Origin of the sequence: Amycolatopsis pithecellobii, assembly GCF_009707865.1 — a bacterium.
Lineage (GTDB): Bacteria > Actinomycetota > Actinomycetes > Mycobacteriales > Pseudonocardiaceae > Amycolatopsis_E > Amycolatopsis_E pithecellobii.
Window position 1 is genome coordinate 25,496 of sequence record NZ_WMBA01000071.1, and the last position, 16,174, is coordinate 41,669.

Below are 16,174 nucleotides of genomic sequence, written 5' to 3' on the forward strand. Positions count from 1 at the left end.
CCCGTATGGGGTAATTTTTGCACTGACCAGTCAGTTCAAAAACTAGGGGGATGTTCGTGCGGGTGAACGCGGACGAGGTGACCGTCACCGGACCACATGGTCCCGTGCTGGCGCCGACTTCAGTGACCGTGGAGGACGGCGAACTCCGGCTCGTGCACGGCGAACCGGGGCCCGGGATGACCGCGCTGGCGCTCACGCTGACCGGCCGGATGAAGCCCAGCACCGGCACGGTCACCATCGATGACGCGGCCGACGACGCGAAACTCCGGCGCCTCACCGCGGTGGTGGACGCGCCGGGCATCAGCGAACCCGACGAGGCGCTGCCGCTGCGGGTGGTCGCCGGTGAGGAACTCGCGCTCGGCGGGCAGCCCGCCGGGAAAGAGGACGTCGCCCGGTGGCTCGCCGGGCACGACGCCGCGGACCTGGCCAACGTGCGGTTCGAGAACCTCGAGCCCGCCGTGCGCACGCGCCTGCTGACCGAGCTTGCGGCCGGGCGCAAAGGCGTGCGGATGCTGGTGCTCGACACTCCGGACCGGCACACCAGCGACGTCGGCAGCTGGGCCGGGCTCGCCCGCGAGCAAGCCGGACGCGGGCTGGCCGTCGTCGTGCTGACCGCCACCACTGCCCTGGCCTCGCTGCCGGAAACCCCTGTCAGGATCGGAGAAACGTCGTGACCAGCTTCCGGATCGCCGCGGGTGAGCTGCGCAGGCTCACCGCGGGCACCCTGCCCAAGCTCGCGGTCGCCGCGCTCATCCTGGTTCCGCTGCTGTATGCCTCGTTCTACATCTACGCCAACTACGACCCGTACGGCAGGCTCAGCAAGCTGCCCGCGGCGATCGTCAACTCCGACACCTCCGCGCAGGGCCGTGACATCGGCCGCGAGGTCACCGCTGACGTGGTCAAGTCCGGCTCGTTCCGCTGGCACGAGGTGTCCGCGGACGAAGCGGCCAACGGCGTGCGCGAGGGCAAGTACTCGTTCGCCGTCACGATCCCGCCGGACTTCTCCGCCGCGCTGACCTCCACCGGCAACTTCACGCCGAAGCAGGCGACCATCCGGCTGACCACCAACGACGCCAACAACTATCTGTCGCGCACGATCGCGAGCGAGGTCGCCGAGCAGATCCGGAACACGATCGCGGAAAAGGTCGGCGCGGAGGCGGCGAACCGGTTCCTGATGGGGTTCTCCACGATCTACGGCAAGACCCAGGAGGCCGCGAACGGCGCGGCACAACTGGCCGACGGGGCCGGCAGTCTCCAAAGTGGACAGAAACAGCTCGCCGACGGCGCGGCGCAACTCGCGGCAGGCAGCAGCCAGCTCGCCGCCGGCCTGAACACGCTGGAAGACAACACGGCCGCACTGCCGCGACAGACCCGTCAGCTCGCCGACGGCGCGGCGCAGGTGTCCGCGGGCAACGCGCAAGTCGCCGCTCAGGGGGCGGCGCTGGCAAGCGCCTCGGCCGATCTGCAGAAGACACTGGACAACGCGGACACCGAGGTCGCCGGACAGCTGCGGTCGGACGGTTTACCGGAAGACCAGGTGCAGCGGGTACTCGCGGTGCTGCGCGCCCAGCGCACCCCCGCGGACCAGGCCAACACGAAGATCCAGACCGCGTCGGGACAGCTGAACCAGCTCGCCGCCGGCTCCCGCCAGGTCGCCGCCGGTGCGGCGACGCTCGCCGCTTCCGCGCCACAACTGACGAACGGCATCGCGCGGGCCGCGGACGGTGCGAACTCGCTGGCGTCCGGCGCCGCGAAACTCGACGACGGCGAAAAGACCGCGCTCGACGGCACGAACCGGCTCGCCGCGGGCTCGGTGCAGTTGCGGGACGGGCTGAACGATGGCCTGAAACAGATCCCGAACCCGGACGATCCGCAACGGACCGCGACCGCGGACACGATCGCCGACCCGGTGACCGTCGACTCGGCCGGCCTCGCCTCGGCCGGTACCTACGGTGCCGGGCTCGCGCCGTTCTTCATGGCGCTGGCCACCTGGATCGGCGGGTTCGTGCTGTTTCTGTTGCTGCGCCCGCTTTCCGCCCGCGCACTGGCCGCCGGGGTCGCCCCGGCGCGGGTCGCGATCGGCGGCTGGCTCGCGGCCGCGGTGCTCGGCATCGCGCAGGCACTGGTGCTGTTCGGCGCGGTGACCTGGCTCGTCGGCGTCCATGTCGCGCACCCGTTCGCCGCGATCGGCTTCATGATCCTGACCTCGCTGACGTTCACCGCGATCGTGCATGCGCTCAACGCGATGTTCGGTGCCGTCGGCAAGTTCCTGGGGCTGGTGCTGCTGGTGCTGCAGCTGGTCAGTGCGGGCGGCACGTTCCCGTGGCAGACGCTGCCGGATGCCCTCTACCCGCTGCATCTGGTGCTGCCCATGGGATATGTCGTGGACGGGCTGCGGCATCTGCTCTACGCGGGCGCGTCGTTGCAGAGCCTGCTCGACATCGGGGTGCTGTGCGGCTGGCTGGTGGCGGCGATAATGGTGTCCGTGCTCGCCGCCAGGAAACAACGTGTGTGGACCGTGTCGAAGCTGCGCCCGGAGCTGAGTCTGTGACGGCCGGTACCCAGCAACGGTTGTTCGAGGCGACGTTGAAACTGGCCGGCAGCCGTGGGCTGGCCGGGCTGACCGTCGACGAGATCGCTGCCGAAGCCGGGGTCGCGAAAGGCACGGTGTACTACAACTTCGGCAGCAAGGACGGGCTCATCGACGCGCTGCTGCGCTACGGGGTGGGGCAGCTCGCGGAGCGCCTGCGGGCGCACAGTGATGCGCCCGACCCGGTCGCCGGGCTGGAGTCCCTTGTGGACGAAGGGCTCGCGTTCGCCGCGGAGTACCAGGGTTTCTCGCAGATCCTGGTGAGCGAGCTGTGGCGGACGCCGGGCCAGTGGCACGAAACGCTGACGCTGCTGCGCGAAGAGATCATCTCGATCGTCAAGCAGCAGCTTCAGCGAGTCGCCGACGCGGGACGGCTGCCGCCGGACGTCCGGATCTCCATGCTGGCGGGGGCCCTGTTCGGCACGCTGCTCGTGGTGGCCCTGGACTGGCAGGCGTTCCAGCCGCAGCGTTCGAGGGCCGAAGTACGCGATGGTGTGCTGCAGCTCGTGCGTGGGTACGCGCGCTGAGGTCGTCGTCAGCTCGTCAGCGGACGAGCGGGCGGGAGTGGCCGACCTGGTGAAGTGAGGTCGCGTGACCGTCGACGGCCCGCGTGACCGCGCCCCCGATCGCGTTCGCCAGCTCGGTGTGGCACAGCGGGCGAGCATCGTCTATTTCGGACATTGTGCCGACCAGGACGAGCTGGGTGGGATGTGCGGCGAGCACCGGTTCGGGCTCGATCGGGGGCCCGCCCGCCTGGCGCACCTCCACGACCGGCGCGCCGGGCGCGAGCAGCCGCTCGCACGCGCCCAGCACCGAACGCCGGTACTGGTCGTGGACCCAGGCGACCATCAGATCGGCCGGGCCGCGAAGCGCGGTCTCGGCCTTGCCCGCCAGTTCACGCGGACGGTCCCAGCGCGCCTCCACCCACAGCGCCCGGCCGGTCTCGAAACAGCCGGCCGCGGCGGTCGCGGTCGGCCGGTGCCCGCGCGCCCGCAACGCCTTGACCGCCGCAACACCCTGTTTCGGTTCCGGTTTGGGTTCCGGGACGGCGATCGGGTGGTAGCGGCGGCACGGCAACACGACGAGCCAGCCTTGCCGGACCAAGGTTTCCGCCACCCCGGACAGCATGCCGGTGCCTGCCAGGATCAACGCTCGCCTGCCCGCCATGACCCCGACGCTACCGCCGCCCCTGCCCGTTCGCAGGGCTCCATCCGGGCCTTTTCCACCCGGAAACAGAGTATTCACATGGGAATCCGCCGTTCGGTTACCCACCGCGGTGGCCTCGGCGCGCGGCGTCGCCTCACTTCAGGTGCCGGGCGAAGAACCGGTTCCCGTCGTCTCCCTCGAACTGAGGGACGCCGGTGTGCCCGCCGAGATTGGCGTGCAGCGTCTTCTCCGGGGAGCCGAAGGCGTCGAACAGGTCCAGGGCCCGCTGCCGGTCGTTCCCTTCGTCGTCCCACTGGAGCAGGACCAGCAGCGGAATGGTGACCTGCCGCGCCTCCTCGATCATGGCGCCGGGCACGAAACTCCCGGCGAACAGCACGGCGGCCGAGATGCGCGGCTCGGCCACCGCCAGCCGGACGCCGATGGCGATCACCCCTCCCGCGTAGCCGACCGGGCCGCCGATCTCGGGCAGCGCAAGGAGGGCGTCCAGGGCGGCCCGCCATTCCGGGACGGCCTGTCCGACCAACGGGAGGACGAGCCGGTCGACGATCTCGTCGCCGACCCGCTCGCCCGCCGCCAGCGCCCGGCGCAGGTCGGCGCGGGCCTCCTCGGCGGCGGCGGAACGGGGCCGCTCACCGCTCCCGGGGAGCTCGATGGTGGCCGCGGCGTAGCCCTGCGCCGCGGAGTGCCGGGCCCGGGCCACCAGCCGCGGGTACATCTTGTGCAGTCCGCCGGGGTGGCCGAGCAGGATCAGCGGGGCCGGTGCGGATCCGGGCGTCCACAGGATGCCGGGGATCCCGCCGAGAGTGAACTCGCGTTCGAGGACACCGTCGTCGAGACGACGTTCGGAAGTGAAACGCATGGTCGTGCCTTTCGGGAGTGCTGGTGAACGGCGCTCCCGGACGACCTATCGCCCGACCGTGACCCCGCAGGAGAGCACCCATGTCGAAACGTTCACGGGTACCACCTCCTCGTTCTCTCGCACGGCCTCCGGAAAAGTAGCAGTGGACGCCGTGGTCCGCCAACGGGTTTTCCCGGAGCCGCCGCGTCAGTGCGCGGCGTCGTTCCACGAGCGGCCGAAACCCACCGAGACCTCCAGGGGCACGGCCAGCTCGCACGCGGCGCCCATCTGCTTGCGCACCAACGCTTCCACCTCCGGGTGTTCCCCGTCGGCGACCTCCAGCACCAGCTCGTCGTGCACCTGCAGCAACAACCTGCTGTGCAACCGCGATTCCTTCAGGGCCCGCTGCACGCCCAGCATCGCGACCTTGATGATGTCCGCCGCGCTGCCCTGGATCGGGGCGTTGAGTGCCATCCGCTCGGCCATCTCGCGGCGCTGCCGGTTGTCACTGTTGAGATCGGGCAGATAGCGCCGCCTGCCGAAGATCGTTTCGGTGTAGCCGGTCTTGGCCGCCTCCAGCACCACGTTCTGCAGGTAGTCCCGCACCCCGCCGAACCGCTCGAAGTAGTCGTCCATCAGCGCGCGCGCCTCTTCGGTGGTGATGCGCAGCTGGTTCGACAGACCGTAGGCCGACAACCCGTAGGCGAGGCCGTAGTTCATCGCCTTGATCTTCGCTCGCTGGGCGCCGGTGACCTCCGCCGGCTCGCACGAGAACACCTTCGCCGCGGTGGCGGCGTGGAAATCGAAACCCGACTGGAAAGCCTCGATCAGCGCGGCATCCTCGGACAGGTGCGCCATGATCCGCATCTCGATCTGGCTGTAGTCCGCGGTCATCAGTTCCGTGTACCCGGCGCCGACGACGAACGCGTCACGGATGCGGCGGCCCTCGTCGGTGCGGATCGGGATGTTCTGCAGGTTCGGATCGACCGACGACAGCCGGCCCGTGGCCGCGATGGTCTGGTGCAACGTGGTGTGGATGCGCCCGTCGGCGGCGATCGACTTGATCAGGCCCTCGACGGTGACCCGCAGCCGGGTCGCGTCCCGGTGTTCCAGCAGATGCTGCAGGAACGGGTGCTCGGTCTTCTCGAACAACGTCTGCAACGCGTCGGCGTCAGTGGTGTAACCGGTCTTAGTGCGTTTGGTCTTGGGCATCTGCAGCTCGTCGAACAGTACGACCTGCAACTGCTTCGGCGAACCGAGGTTGATCTGCTTGCCGATCACCCGGAACGCGTCCGCTTCGGCCTGGCGCACCCGGCTCGCGTAGTGCTGCTCCAGGTCGGTCAGCTGCTCGATGTCCACCGCGACCCCGGCGGCCTCCAGCTCGGTGATGACCTCCAGCAGCGGCAGCTCCATCTCCTGCAGCAGCCGGGTGCCGCCGATCTTGTCCAGCTCGGTGATCAGCGCATCGGCCAGTTCCGCGACGGCCCGCGCCTTGACCAGCTCGGCCTGCACCAATTTCACGTCACCGTCGTCGCCGTCCAGCAGCGACAGCTGACCATCGTCCTCGTCGGCCTCGGAGCGCAGCTCGCGATGCAGGTACCGCAGCACGAGATCGTCCAGCTCGAAGGAACGCTGCCCCGGGCGCACGAGATACGCCGCGAGCGCGGTGTCCAGGTGCAGCCCGGCGAACGTCCAGCCACGCGCGAGCACGGCGTGCAGCGAGATCTTGAGCGAGTGGCCGACCTTGCGCATCTTCGGGTCGGCGAGCCAGGCCGCGAGCGCCCTCTCGTCCTGTTCGTCCATAGTGGACAGATCGACGTACGCGCCCTGACCGTCCGCCGCGGCGAACGAGAGTGACTGCGCGTCGGCCGACACCGAGGCGCCGCTGGTGCGGAACGACAGCCCGACCGGTTCACCGGGCTGGACGTGCTCGGCGAGCCAGGCGGTGAGCCCGCCGGTGGGCAACGCCGACCCCGCGACCTCGAAACCCTCGTCGGCTTCCGGCTCGGCGCTCTGCAGCGTCGCGAACAGCCGGTCCCGCAGGACCCGGAACTCCAGCTCGTCGAACAGCCGGTGCACTGCGTCCCGGTCCCAAGGATGCAGGTTCAGCTCGTCCGGCGTGACGTCGAGGGGCACGGTCCGGACCAGTTCGGTCAGCTCGCGGTTGAGCGTGACCGACGACAGGTGCGCCCGCAGCGCGTCCCCGACCTTGCCCTTCACCTCGTCGACGCGGTCGATCAGGGTGGCCAGCGAGCCGAACTGCTGGATCCACTTGGTGGCGGTCTTCTCCCCCACCCCCGGGATACCGGGCAGGTTGTCCGACGGGTCGCCGCGCAGCGCCGCGAAATCCGGGTACTGCTCGGGCGAAAGACCGTACTTGCCCTGCACACCCGCCGGGTCGAACCGGACGAGATCGGAGACACCCTTGCGCGGGTACAGCACCGTCACCGAGTCGCTGACCAGCTGCAGCGCGTCCCGGTCACCGGTACAGATGAGCACGTCGAAGTCCTCGTCGACGGCCTGCGTGGTGAGGGTGGCGATGAGGTCGTCGGCCTCGAAGCCCTCCTTGTCCAGCACCGGGATGCCGAGCACGCCGAGCACTTCCTTGACGAGGTCCACCTGGCCGCGGAACTCGTCCGGCGTCTGGGAACGGCCCGCCTTGTATTCGGTGTAGCGCTCCGAGCGGAACGTCTGCCGTGACACGTCGAACGCCACCGCCAGGTGCGTCGGCTGCTCGTCGCGCAGCAGGTTGATGAGCATGGACGTGAACCCGAAGACGGCGTTGGTGGTCTGGCCGGTCTTGGTCTTGAAGTTCTCCGCCGGCAGCGCGAAAAAGGCGCGGTAGGCCATCGAATGGCCGTCGATCAGCAACAGCCGCGGCCGGTCGGCCGGCGCGGTTTTCACTGTGGCGTTCGCTACGGATCGGTTCTGACTGGGGCTCACGGGAGCGAGTCTAGGGTGAGGGTCTGACAGTCTCGCCCCTCGTATCGCCTTAGGAGCCGTGCGTGACCGAACAAGTGTCGGAAGTGAGCTCGGAAGTGAACGTTGCCGAGCAGCAGCTCAACGACAAGATCGGCCTACGGCTGGTGGAGGCGGGACCGGAGCGGGTGGTCGGCACGATGCCGGTGGACGGCAACCGTCAGCCGTACGGGTTACTGCACGGCGGGGCCAACGCGGTGCTCGCCGAGGCGCTGGGCTCGACCGTGGCGGCGCTCAGCGCCGGGCCGGACAAGCTGGTGCTGGGCTTCGAGCTGTCCTGCACGCACCACCGCGGGGTGCGCGAAGGCCTGATCACCGGGACGGCGGTCCCGGTGCACGTCGGCCGCGGCACCATCACCGCGGAGATCGTGCTGACCGACGAAGCCGGCCGGCGTACCTGCACCGCCCGGCTCAGCTGCATCGTGCGGGACCGGCCCCCGGCGTAACCCGTCACATATACCCCTGTGGAGGCAGCCCGCCCTACCCTCCTGGAGGGCGGCGCCCCTTGGCCTTCACTTAAGGTGTCGCGGTGCGCCCGAACCTGCGGACGATCTGGATCGACGTGCTGCTCGCCGTCGTGCTGACCACGCTCCTGCTGGCCACGCAGATCGGCTACTACGCCGACCGGCTCCGGTGGTTCGACTACGTACTGCTGGTGCTGACCTCCGCGCCGGTCGCGCTGCGCCACCAGTTCCCCGTGCTGACCCTGTGCACGATGGCCGGCGCCGAACTGACGTATGCCCTCGCCGGCGGCGTGCTCAACAACGTGGGGCTGAGCCTGCTCGTGGGCATGTTCTCGGTGGGCAACCTGCGGCGGATCCGGACGGCGGCGACGGTCTGGCTGCTCGCCACCGTCGCGGTGGTGGTGAGCGCGCGGGTCTCCGGCAGCAGCGCGCAGAGCTGGCCGGAGGCCGTCCAGGCCGCGGTCGCGTTCTTCTGCGTGTGGATGCTGGGCGAAGGCAGCAAACGCTGGTCCCAGCGCGCCGCGCGCCTGGCCAGGCAGGCAGCGCAGGCCGTCGCCGACGAGCGGGTGCGGATCGCTCGCGAACTGCACGACATCGTCGCCCACCACATGTCGGTGATCTCCCTGCAGGCCGGGCTGGCGCGGTACGTCATCGACACCGACCCGCCCACCGCTCGCGCCGCGATCGCGACCGTCGGCGATTCGAGCCGCGAAGCGCTCGGCGAACTGCGCCGGCTGCTCGATGTGCTGCGCGTCGAGCAGGACAACGAACCGGCCGACGGCTACCGCCAGCCTGGACTGTCCTCATTGGACGATCTGGTGGAACGCACCCGTAGCGCGGGCCTTCCGGTCAAGGTCGTCACCACCGGCACGCCACACGAACTGCCGGCGGGACCGGACCTGTGCGCCTATCGCGTCGCACAGGAATCCCTCACGAATGTACTCAAACACGCAGGTCCGGCTGCGGCCAAAGTGGAGCTCGACTACAGTGAGCGAGCACTCACGCTGACGGTCACCGACAACGGCCAGGCCAAGCCCGCCTCGTCGCCGAACTCGCACGGGATTCGCGGGATGCGGGAACGGGCGGAACTCTACGGCGGGGTTCTCACCGCGGGTCCGATGGCGACCGGGGGTTTCCGCGTGCGGCTGCGCTTACCGGTGAACAAGGAGCGAGCATGACGATCCGTGTACTGGTCGCCGATGACCAGGCCCTGATCCGGACAGGGCTGGTGGCACTGCTGGCCGCCGCGCCAGGGCTGGAGTCCGTCGGCGAGGCCGAGGACGGGGCGCGGGCCGTGGCGCTGGCCGCCGAACTGGAGCCGGACGTGGTGCTGATGGACATCAAAATGCCCGTACTGGACGGGATCGGCGCCGCCAGCCGGATCCTCACCGCCTCGCCGCGGACCCGGATCATCGTGCTGACCACCTTCGACATCCCCGAATACGTCTACACCGCGCTCACCGACGGCGCGGCCGGCTTTCTGCTCAAGGACACGCCACCGGACGCCATCCTCGCCGCGGTGCACGCGGTCCATGCCGGTGACACATTGGTCTCCCCCAGCATCACCCGCAAACTGGTCGAAACCTATGCGCACCACCATCGTGCGACGGTGATCGGTGACAGCACCGAACTGGACCGGCTGACCCCACGCGAGACCGATGTGCTGCGGCTGGTCGGAAACGGGTTCAGCAACGCCGAAATCGCGGAACGCCTGCGGTTGTCCGAAGCCACGGTCAAAACGCATGTCAAGCACACCATGGCCAAGCTCAACCTCACCAGCCGCGCCCAGGCGGTCGTCGTCGCCTACGAGACCGGGCTGGTCGTGCCCACGGCGGCGAGGAACGGCTGAGTGACGGGACACCCGCGCCGGGTGCCCCGTCGCGACGTGTCAGCCGACGCCGAGATAGGCCTCTTTGATGGAGCTGTCGGCCAGCAGTTCCCGGCCCGGCCCCTGCCGCGTGATGCGGCCGGTCTCGAGCACGTAGGCCCGGTCCGCGCGGGAAAGCGCCTGCTGCGCGTTCTGCTCGACCAGCAGGACCGTGGTGCCCTGCTGGTTGATTTCGGTGATGATGCGGAAGATCTGCGCGATGAACTGCGGCGCCAGCCCCATCGACGGCTCGTCGAGCAGCAGCAGTTTCGGCTTGGCCATCAGCGCCCGGCCGATCGCGAGCATCTGTTGTTCGCCACCGGAAAGCGTGCCACCCTGCTGCGAACGCCGCTCCTGCAAACGCGGGAACAGGTGGAACACCCGCTCCAGATCGGCCGGCAGGTTCTTCCGGTCCTTGCGGGCATACGCACCCATGTCGAGGTTCTCGGCGACCGTCATGCCGGGGAACACCCCGCGGCCTTCGGGCACCTGCGAAATCCCCCGCACGACACGCAGATCCGCGCGCAGCTTGGTGATGTCCTCACCGGCGAACGTGATCGACCCGGCGGACAACGGCCGGATCCCGGAAATCGCCCGCATAGTGGTCGACTTCCCGGCCCCGTTGGCGCCGATCAGCGCGACGATCTCGCCCTCGCCGACGGTGATGGACAGCTCCGATACGGCCTGGATCCGGCCGTAGTGCACCGAAACGCCGGACAGCTCAAGCAACGTCATCGTCAGGCACCCCCAGATACGCGGCGACCACCGCCGGGTTCTCCCGGATCTCGGCCGGCAGCCCGTCGGCGATCTTCTTCCCGAACTCCAGCACCACGATCCGGTCCGTGACCCCCATGACGAGCTTCATGTCGTGCTCGATGAGCAGCACCGTGTAGCCGTCGGCGCGGATCTTGCGGATCAGCGCCATCAGCTGGTCCTTCTCCGCCGGGTTGAACCCCGCGGCCGGTTCGTCGAGACACAGCAGTTTCGGCTCGGTGGCCAGTGCCCGCGCGATCTCCAGCCGCCGCTGGTAGCCATACGGCAGGTTCTTGGCCTTGTCCGCGGCCCGGTCGGCGATGCCAACGAACTCCAGCAGCGCCATCGCCCTGTCCACGGCCTGCCGTTCCTCACGGTGGTGCCGGGGCAGCCGGAGCAACGCGCCGACCACACTCGTCTTCGCCCGTGCGTCGGCACCGACCACGACGTTCTCCAGCGCCGTCATCTCACCGAACAGCCGGATGTTCTGGAAGGTACGGGCGATACCGCGCTGGGTGATCTTGTGCCGGGACGCCTTGCCCAGCGGCTTGTCCTCCAGCAGCACCTGCCCGGACGTCGGCCGGTACACCCCGGTCATCGCGTTGAAGCAGGTGGTCTTGCCGGCCCCGTTCGGCCCGATCAGGCCGAGGATCTCCCCGCGGCGGATCCCGAAGGACACCGAGTCCAGCGCGGTCAGCCCACCGAACCGCAGTGTCACGTCACGCAGTTCGAGCAGGGTCGCGCCCACCTCGACCTGGATTTCGCGATCGGGAGCGACGGCGTCGGCGACCTCCGCTTCGTGCTCGGCGCGCTGTTGCGCGCTCATGTGGGCGACCTCGGCGACGAGCCCGCCCACTTCCCTGGTCTCCTCGTTCGGGTTCGTCATCGGTTACTCCCTGCCGGTCCGCTGGCAAGTGCGCTGTCACCGCTGAGCTGCTCGCCGCGGCCGATGAGCCGCCGGTAGGCCTGGCGGCCACGGGCGAGCAGGCGCTGGCGGGCACCGAGCAGGCCCTGCGGACGGAAGATCATCAGGATGATCAGCGCGATACCGAAGATGAGGTAGTTGTAGTCGGCGATCTGCACGAACCGCAGCGGCAGATAGGCGACCACCACCGCACCGAGCAGCACCCCGACCTTGTTGCCCGCCCCGCCCAGCACGACTGCGGCGAGGAACAGCATCGAAGTGACCACGTCGAACGACTGGTTGTTCACGAAGCCGAGTTTCCCGGCGTAGATCGAACCCGAAAGCCCACCGATCGCGGCGCCGATCACGAACGCCCAGATCTTGAACTTGTAGGTCGCCACCCCCATGATCTCCGCGACGTCCTCGTCCTCGCGGATCGCGACCCAGGCGCGGCCGGCTCTCGACCGTTCCAGGTTTCCCACCAGCAGCAGGATCCCGACGATGATCGTGACGGTGAACCAGTACCACTGGGTGGGGTTGGCGAAGAACGGCTGGCCGGCGTTGTTGGTGCCGACCCGTTCGAACCCGGACTGGCCGCGCAACGGCGTCACGTTGTCGGCGAGCAGGCGGATGATCTCGCCGAACCCGAGGGTCACGATAGCCAGATAGTCACCGCGCAACCGCAAAGTCGGGGTGCCGAGGATGACCCCGAAGATCATCGTGATCACCATCGCGAGCGGCAGCGTCCACAGATAGGGCAGCTTGTGCAGCGACGAGTTCGGGGAGGTGAACAACGCCGCCACATACGCGCCGACCGCGAAGAACCCGACATATCCCAGGTCCAGCAGACCCGCCTGCCCCACCACGACGTTGAGGCCGACGGCGACGAGCGCATATCGGGCCACATCGAACATCGCGGTCGGGAAGTCCGTGCCGGTGGTGGCCAGGATCGGCGGGTTGAGCACCGGCAGGAAGTAGATCAGCACCAGCAGCGGGATGAGCATCGCCCACTGCGCGGGACGGGGCAGACTGTTCCAGCGTTCCCTGATGTTGTTCATACCCGCGCCTTCCCCAGCGACTCACCGAGAATCCCGGTCGGCCGGAACATCAGCACGATGACCAGCACCACGAACGCGACGATGTCCTTCCACTCACCACCGAACAGCGACTGGCCGTAGTTCTCCACCAGACCCAGCACGAACCCGCCGAGCAGCGCGCCACGCAGGTTGCCGATACCGCCGAGCACGGCGGCGGTGAACGCCTTGATCCCCAGCAGGAACCCGCCGTTGTAGATGGCGCCCTGCGGGATCTTCATCATGTAGAACAGGGCCGCCGCACCGGCCAGCAGACCGCCGACGAGGAACGTCACCACGATGACCCGTTCCTTGTTCACGCCCATCAGCGTCGCGGTATCGGGATCCTGTGCCACGGCACGGATTCCGCGCCCGAGGCGGGTTTTGTTCACGAAATAGTCCGCGACGAACCACAGCAGCACGGCGGCCACGAAGATGATGATGTCGCGGTTGGTCACCACGGCCCCGAAGATCCGGAACAGCGGTTGTGGTTGCAGCAGCCGGATCTGTGGCTGCTGGTTCAGCCCGAAGATCAGCTTGAGCGCCTGCTGGATCGCGAACGACGCGCCGATCGCGGTGATCAGGAAGACCAGCCGTGGCGCGTTGCGGTTGCGCAGCGGCCGGTACGCCACCCGTTCCAGGCCGACGGCGACCGCACCGGATACGGCCATCGCGGCGATGGCCGCCAGCAGCAGATAGGCGATCACTTCGATGACCGAAAGGTGGGGATCGGAGCCGGGCCGGAAACCCAGCAGGTAGAAGGTGATCCACGTGGCGAAGGTGCCGACGATGAACACCTCGGAGTGGGCGAAGTTGATGAGTTTGAGAACACCGTAGACAAGGGTGTAGCCCAGCGCGATGAGGGCGTAGATGCCGCCCTGCGCCAGGCCGTCGATGGTGTTGTTCCAGAACTGGTTTGCCAGGCCGTGGACGTCGAACTGTATCCAGCTGTCGGTCTGGGTCAGGACAGCGGTGGTCGCGGGGTGCAAGGGTTCACTCTATTCCCGGGTACGGATCAGGCATGCGCGCGACGTGTGTGCCGCGCGCATGCCTGTCGTCTGTCGTGTCTAGCTGATCTGGCCGTTGTTGACGATCTTGCCGTTCTCCACTCGGTAGCTCCACACCGGAGTGTCGGACAGCTCGCCCTTCGCGTCCCACTTGAACCTCTTGGTCAGCCCCTGACCATCGTAGTTCTTGACGTAGTTCAGCAGGCCGGCCCTGTCCTTGATGCCGGTGTCGATGCCCTTGAGCAGGATAGTGGCGACGTCGTAGCCCTCGGGAGAATACGTACCGGGGTCGGCGCCCTCGGTCGACTTGAACGCGGCGGTGAAGTCCTTGAAGTTGTCTTCCGGCACGCAGGGGCAGGTGAAGTACGCCTTGCTCGCGCCGGCGCCCGCGCCCTTGACGAACTCGGGGTCCTTCACACCGTCCGGCGCGACGAACTTCGCGGTCACGCCCTTGTCGTTGAGCTGCTGAGCGAACGGACCGGCCTCCGGGTAGTAGCCCGAGTAGAAGATCGCGTCCGGGTTCTCGGTGGAAATCTTGTTGACCACCGCGGAGAAGTCGGTCTGACCGGTCTTCACCTTGTCCGAGCAGCTGGCCTTGGCACCCAGTGCCTGGGTGATCTGCGCGGCCAGGCCGGTGCCGTATTCGGAGTCGTCCTCGATGACACACACCTTGTTGGCCTTGAGGGTGTCGGTGAGGAACTTCGCCGCGGCCGGGCCCTGCACCGCGTCGTTGCCCATGCCGCGGAAGAAGGTCTTCCAGCCGTTGTTCGCCAGCGCGGGGTTGGTCGCCGACGGGGTGACCGTGACGAGACCCGCCTGGTTGAACAGGTTGCCCGCGGCCTTGGACTCACCCGAGAACGGCAGGCCGACGACACCGATGATGTCGGCCTCGCTGATCACCTGGGTGACGATGCCGGGCGCCTTGTCGGGCTTGCCTTCGGTGTCGAACTGCTTGAGGGTCACCTGGCAGCCGGGGTTGGCCTGGTTGTGCTGCTTCACCGCCAGGTCGGCGCCCCGCAGGATGTTCTGGCCCAGCGCCGCGCTCGACCCGTTGATCGTGCCCGCGTACGCCAGTGAAACACCGGAACAGACGGCCTTGCCGTCGCCCGCCGGGTTCGCCGCGTTGGCGGCCTGCGACGGAGCCGCCGCGGAACCCGTGGTGTTACCCGATGAGCTGCTGTCGTTTCGTGCCGCGCACGCGCCCAGGACGAGCGATGCGGCGGCCGCCAGCACGATGACTCCGGTGAGTCGTGCTTTTGACACTCGTTTCCTCCCAATACCTGTCTGCCGCGGATGGTGCGCGGCTGTTCCCCGTGGCAGGGAACCTGACTGGGCGCAAAACGTAGCCGTCTGAGGAGCGTTACACAGCGATACTGGCCGTCTTGTATCCACATCGTGACGCGCATCACAAAGTTTTATGCAGTGTTTACACCCGGTTGCCGGAAAGCAACAACCGGGTGCTCGACGGATAGTAGTACTGCGTTACCCCAAATGGGTTAACTCAGGGGCGTTGACCGATGCTTTCGACCACTGCCTGTGCGACCGCCTTCATGGTGGTGCGCCGGTCCATCGCGGTGCGCTGGATCCAGCGGAAGGCGTCCGGCTCGGACAGTCCCTGCCTGCTCATCAGCAGGCCCTTGGCCCGGTCGATGATCTTGCGGGTCTCCAGCCGGTCGGTGAGTCCCGCGACCTCGGCCTCGAGTGCCTGCAGCTCGGAGAAACGGCTGATGGCGAGCTCGATGGCGGGCACGAGGTCACGTTTGGCGAAGGGTTTGACCAGGTAGGCCATGGTGCCCGCGTCACGGGCGCGCTCGACCAGGTCACGCTGGCTGAACGCGGTCAGAATGACCACGGGCGCGACCCGGTCACCGGTGATCTTGGACGCGGCCTCGATGCCATCCAGTTTCGGCATCTTGACGTCCAGGATCACCAGGTCGGGCTTGAGTTCGGTGGCGAGCTTGATGGCTTCTTCGCCATCGCCCGCCTCGCCCACGACCTGGTAGCCCTCTTCGCGCAGCATTTCGACAAGGTCAAGCCGGATAAGCGCTTCGTCTTCGGCGACGAGCACCCTACGCTGCGGCTCGGTGGCGACACCGCCTGCCTCGGCAGCCTGTTCGGTCACCGGGGTCCTCCTGCGTGCTCGACGGAACGGGGATGCGGCGTACCGCGGAACATGAGCCTACCGGGAACGATGCAGAACGTGAGATGGCGTTCACCACGTGGGGCCCGGAGGGTCTGCAGGCGCTTGGAGGAGCGTGGTTACACAGGGCTACCCCGCCTGTCTCGGGCGGAAGGACGCCGCGTAAAGTCTGACGGCGCCGCCCCCGTAGCCCAACTGGCAGAGGCAACGGATTCAAAACCCGTCCAGTGTGAGTTCGAATCTCACCGGGGGCACTCCCCTAGACCTGCTCAGATCGGCCCCTCATCTGCATGAATGCGGTGAGGGGCGATCTTGTCTTCTCCGGCTGGCTCCGGTCCAACCCGGCCGCACCCGGCCATTTCCCCCCTATTCGCCCCCGAGCTCCCCCTAGT

15 protein-coding genes and 1 tRNA gene are annotated in these 16,174 nt (G+C 68.1%); 7 read left to right on the plus strand and 9 right to left on the minus strand.

The features are described 5' to 3' along the window. Nucleotides 1-56 precede the first annotated feature (56 nt). The 3 genes from GKO32_RS32010 to GKO32_RS32020 are packed head-to-tail and all read left to right on the plus strand — an operon-like array spanning nucleotide 57 to nucleotide 3,117. Entirely contained in the window at nucleotides 57-674 is a 618-nt protein-coding gene (locus GKO32_RS32010) for an ABC transporter ATP-binding protein (RefSeq protein ID WP_312868917.1), read from the plus strand. Further along, complete coding sequence (locus tag GKO32_RS32015; protein WP_312868911.1) at nucleotides 671-2,551, plus strand: YhgE/Pip family protein; 1,881 nt, start codon at nucleotides 671-673, stop codon at nucleotides 2,549-2,551. Before GKO32_RS32010 ends, GKO32_RS32015 begins: the two co-directional genes overlap by 4 nt. Further along, a complete protein-coding gene (locus tag GKO32_RS32020; RefSeq protein WP_312868912.1) occupies nucleotides 2,548-3,117 on the plus strand; it encodes a TetR/AcrR family transcriptional regulator in 570 nt (189 codons plus the stop codon). The genes GKO32_RS32015 and GKO32_RS32020 overlap by 4 nt, the downstream gene beginning before the upstream one ends. Before the next feature lie 16 nt (nucleotides 3,118-3,133). Here GKO32_RS32020 and GKO32_RS32025 read toward each other — a convergent pair whose 3' ends face one another. From GKO32_RS32025 to polA, 3 genes are all read right to left on the minus strand, one after another. Continuing rightward, nucleotides 3,134-3,757 (minus strand): Rossmann-fold NAD(P)-binding domain-containing protein, encoded by a 624-nt coding sequence (locus GKO32_RS32025; RefSeq protein WP_246245032.1) that lies wholly within the window; start codon nucleotides 3,755-3,757, stop codon nucleotides 3,134-3,136. 133 nt (nucleotides 3,758-3,890) lie between these two features. Next, on the minus strand, nucleotides 3,891-4,616 hold the full coding sequence (locus GKO32_RS32030) for a dienelactone hydrolase family protein (RefSeq protein WP_154760638.1): 726 nt from the start codon (nucleotides 4,614-4,616) through the stop codon (nucleotides 3,891-3,893). Nucleotides 4,617-4,802: 186 nt separating this feature from the next. Beyond that, nucleotides 4,803-7,538, minus strand: coding sequence for a DNA polymerase I (gene polA, locus GKO32_RS32035; protein WP_312868913.1), 2,736 nt, complete (start codon nucleotides 7,536-7,538; stop codon nucleotides 4,803-4,805). 62 nt (nucleotides 7,539-7,600) lie between these two features. On the opposite strand from polA, the gene GKO32_RS32040 reads away from it, so the two are divergent. The 3 genes from GKO32_RS32040 (at nucleotide 7,601) to GKO32_RS32050 (ending at nucleotide 9,887) form a co-directional block, all read left to right on the plus strand. Continuing rightward, nucleotides 7,601-8,020: a PaaI family thioesterase gene (locus GKO32_RS32040; RefSeq protein WP_312868914.1), complete on the plus strand. Its 420-nt coding sequence runs from the start codon at nucleotides 7,601-7,603 to the stop codon at nucleotides 8,018-8,020. A gap of 83 nt (nucleotides 8,021-8,103) precedes the next feature. After that, nucleotides 8,104-9,216, plus strand: coding sequence for a sensor histidine kinase (locus tag GKO32_RS32045; RefSeq protein ID WP_312868915.1), 1,113 nt, complete (start codon nucleotides 8,104-8,106; stop codon nucleotides 9,214-9,216). Next, on the plus strand, nucleotides 9,213-9,887 hold the full coding sequence (locus GKO32_RS32050; RefSeq protein ID WP_154760640.1) for a response regulator: 675 nt from the start codon (nucleotides 9,213-9,215) through the stop codon (nucleotides 9,885-9,887). Before GKO32_RS32045 ends, GKO32_RS32050 begins: the two co-directional genes overlap by 4 nt. 39 nt (nucleotides 9,888-9,926) lie before the next feature. Here GKO32_RS32050 and GKO32_RS32055 read toward each other — a convergent pair whose 3' ends face one another. The 6 genes from GKO32_RS32055 to GKO32_RS32080 form a co-directional block, all read right to left on the minus strand. Further along, nucleotides 9,927-10,640, minus strand: a complete 714-nt coding sequence (locus GKO32_RS32055; protein ID WP_154760641.1) for an ABC transporter ATP-binding protein — start codon at nucleotides 10,638-10,640, stop codon at nucleotides 9,927-9,929. After that, nucleotides 10,627-11,544 (minus strand): ABC transporter ATP-binding protein, encoded by a 918-nt coding sequence (locus GKO32_RS32060; RefSeq protein WP_154760642.1) that lies wholly within the window; start codon nucleotides 11,542-11,544, stop codon nucleotides 10,627-10,629. Before GKO32_RS32060 ends, GKO32_RS32055 begins: the two co-directional genes overlap by 14 nt. Continuing rightward, complete coding sequence (locus GKO32_RS32065; RefSeq protein WP_154760643.1) at nucleotides 11,541-12,620, minus strand: branched-chain amino acid ABC transporter permease; 1,080 nt, start codon at nucleotides 12,618-12,620, stop codon at nucleotides 11,541-11,543. Before GKO32_RS32065 ends, GKO32_RS32060 begins: the two co-directional genes overlap by 4 nt. After that, the gene (locus tag GKO32_RS32070; RefSeq protein WP_154760644.1) at nucleotides 12,617-13,624 is read right to left on the minus strand and encodes a branched-chain amino acid ABC transporter permease; all 1,008 of its coding nucleotides are present in this window, start codon (nucleotides 13,622-13,624) and stop codon (nucleotides 12,617-12,619) included. The genes GKO32_RS32065 and GKO32_RS32070 overlap by 4 nt, the downstream gene beginning before the upstream one ends. A 78-nt stretch (nucleotides 13,625-13,702) precedes the next feature. Continuing rightward, nucleotides 13,703-14,875, minus strand: a complete 1,173-nt coding sequence (locus tag GKO32_RS32075; RefSeq protein WP_312868919.1) for a branched-chain amino acid ABC transporter substrate-binding protein — start codon at nucleotides 14,873-14,875, stop codon at nucleotides 13,703-13,705. 268 nt (nucleotides 14,876-15,143) lie between these two features. Then, nucleotides 15,144-15,764, minus strand: a complete 621-nt coding sequence (locus tag GKO32_RS32080) for an ANTAR domain-containing response regulator (protein ID WP_312868916.1) — start codon at nucleotides 15,762-15,764, stop codon at nucleotides 15,144-15,146. Nucleotides 15,765-15,962: 198 nt separating this feature from the next. Between GKO32_RS32080 and GKO32_RS32085 the strand changes: the two genes are divergently transcribed. After that, a tRNA-Leu gene (locus tag GKO32_RS32085) sits at nucleotides 15,963-16,036 on the plus strand. Nucleotides 16,037-16,174: the final 138 nt, after the last annotated feature.